We start from the raw sequence: 668 nt of genomic DNA, 5'->3' as shown, positions 1-668 counted from the left end.
GCGAAGGCGGCGCCGAAGCGGAGGCACCAGCGGCGGATGCTCTCGTGGCTGACCACCACACCCCGTTCGGCGAGGATCAGCTCGATATCACGCAGGCTCAGGCTGAACACATGGTAGTGCCAAGTGGCATGGTGGATGACCTCGGCCGGAAAGCGGGAGCCAGGATAAGTGGTGGGTTCGGACGGCATCCCGCCAGCCTGGCCCGGCCGCTGCATTCCGGCCAGGCCCAAACTACGTGACAATCCCCTGGAACACGATGCTGGCTCGGGCAGAAGTACTAGCCGAAGCGGTGGCCGGCATGAACGCAGGCACTACTGCCATGCTCGGCAAGCAAGATCTGCGCACACGGCTGGAGGATCTGAGGATGACAGTGCTGGCCGACAGCGCATCGGCGTCGGTCAATAGCTTCCTGCGCAGCGAGGCCGCCAAGTAGCAGCTCCTGTTGCGGGACGCGGGCGTTAAGGCAGACTGCCCCCTGCCCCCTGCCCCCTGCCCCCTGCCCCCTGCCCCCTGCCCCCGCAGGTCGAACCGCCGAGCTATGCCAGAGCTAGCGCCGGTTGGCCAAAGCCGCCCTGGTACCGCTTGCTAGCTGTCTGGTCGCGGAACATTGTTGGGACCCGGTCGGGCTGGCTATCCTAGACTATCGCCGCCGGTTCGAGCGCCTGCCG

At 66.5% G+C, this 668-nt stretch carries 1 protein-coding gene and 1 pseudogene; one reads left to right on the top strand and one right to left on the bottom strand.

The annotated features are described in order from the left end of the window. Nucleotides 1–188 (bottom strand): annotated as a pseudogene (locus EBE87_RS28530) (IS6 family transposase); the annotation flags it as partial. A gap of 47 nt (nucleotides 189–235) precedes the next feature. On the opposite strand from EBE87_RS28530, the gene EBE87_RS28900 reads away from it, so the two are divergent. Beyond that, nucleotides 236–433 carry a hypothetical protein gene (locus EBE87_RS28900; protein WP_147465079.1) on the top strand — a complete coding sequence of 66 codons (198 nt, stop codon included), beginning with the start codon at nucleotides 236–238 and terminating at the stop codon, nucleotides 431–433. Nucleotides 434–668 lie beyond the last annotated feature (235 nt).

It is taken from the genome of Teichococcus wenyumeiae (genome assembly GCF_003696345.1).
Taxonomy (GTDB): Bacteria; Pseudomonadota; Alphaproteobacteria; order Acetobacterales; family Acetobacteraceae; genus Pseudoroseomonas; species Pseudoroseomonas wenyumeiae.
This window is presented reverse-complemented; position numbering and strand designations above follow the sequence as displayed.